Genomic DNA, 609 nt, shown 5'->3' on the forward strand with positions numbered 1-609 from the left:
CAACGGAATCCATTTCCCCTACTGATTTAACACGAGTAAATGAGAAAGAAGTAAGCAAAAATGAACCGATTCAAGGAGAAGCGGAAACAATCGATACACCAGATATACAATATGGAGCTGTAGCCGCGGGAAGTGAAAATTGGATGCCTTCTACTGATCCGCAAAACTTAGATAACTTAGATGATTTGGAGCCACCAAAAAAAGATGAGTAGAGTCCTAGACTTTTAGGACTTTACTATTTTTTTACGAAAAAAGGAGCGATATAGCTATGAAACACTGGGGATTAACGTGTATGAAAATGGTGAGTATCAGTATTTTTCTCTGTATTGGGTGTTTAGGGTGGATGAACATAATCATTCTTTTCATACAGAGAGAATGGCCGCCAGATTTATTAGGATGGATTGGTTTAGGGTTACTTATCTGGTATACGCTCATTCTTTTAACTCTCCAAATTATCCATAATGAGTTATGTTGCCCTATTGATGACAGGGCCAAACTAGCCTTTTTTATCTGGTTTGTAGGAATCGGTCATTTTGGATTATTAGACTTTATACAAAACCAGCAATCTACTCTTTTAACGTTACTATTTCATGTTTTAGCGATTATACC

Annotated in this window: 1 protein-coding gene and 1 pseudogene; both read left to right on the top strand. The window is 36.8% G+C overall.

What is annotated here, in order from left to right; translation table 11 throughout:
• Positions 1-212 (top strand): annotated as a pseudogene (locus ACQGS6_RS29460) (hypothetical protein); the annotation flags it as partial.
• A gap of 56 nt (positions 213-268) precedes the next feature.
• On the top strand, positions 269-609 hold a 341-nt coding region (locus tag ACQGS6_RS29465; RefSeq protein WP_426966109.1), incomplete at its 3' end, for a hypothetical protein.

It is taken from the genome of Bacillus sp. GMs2/2, assembly GCF_050172095.1.
GTDB classification, from domain to species: domain Bacteria; phylum Bacillota; class Bacilli; order Bacillales; family Bacillaceae_G; genus Bacillus_A; species Bacillus_A cereus.